The sequence below is a fragment of the Vibrio sp. 10N.222.52.B7 genome (assembly GCF_041474275.1).
Classification (GTDB): Bacteria; Pseudomonadota; Gammaproteobacteria; order Enterobacterales; family Vibrionaceae; genus Vibrio; species Vibrio crassostreae_C.
Map to the genome: position 1 here is coordinate 1 of NZ_JBFRTU010000820.1, position 304 is coordinate 304.

General features: G+C 50.3%; 1 protein-coding gene. It reads right to left on the reverse strand.

Annotated elements, in window-relative coordinates; all coding sequences use genetic code 11:
* Window positions 1–304: cytochrome c biogenesis protein CcdA (locus AB4512_RS25455; RefSeq protein ID WP_372176238.1), on the reverse strand; the 304-nt coding region annotated here is incomplete at both ends.

The window sequence follows — 304 nt, forward strand, 5'->3', positions numbered from 1 at the left end:
GCTACTTAACAACCAAGGTTGTTGCATCGCGGCTTGCAGGTTGACCCCTTTTGCCAAGGTGGTGACTAAGATCCCCGTTATGGCATAGCTGGTCGCCATACCCAGAACATAGGAACTGGAGAGTGCCGCCCCTTTCTTGCCTGTCATCGCTTTTTCGCCACCGATGATGCTAGCCAAAATCGGAATCATCGGCAGTACACATGGGGTCAGTGATAAACCTAATCCAAGCAAGAAGAACACAAGAAGTGCTTGTAGCTTTCCGGCTTGGGATAGGAATGAAGACAAGCCATTCGTGTCCTCACTG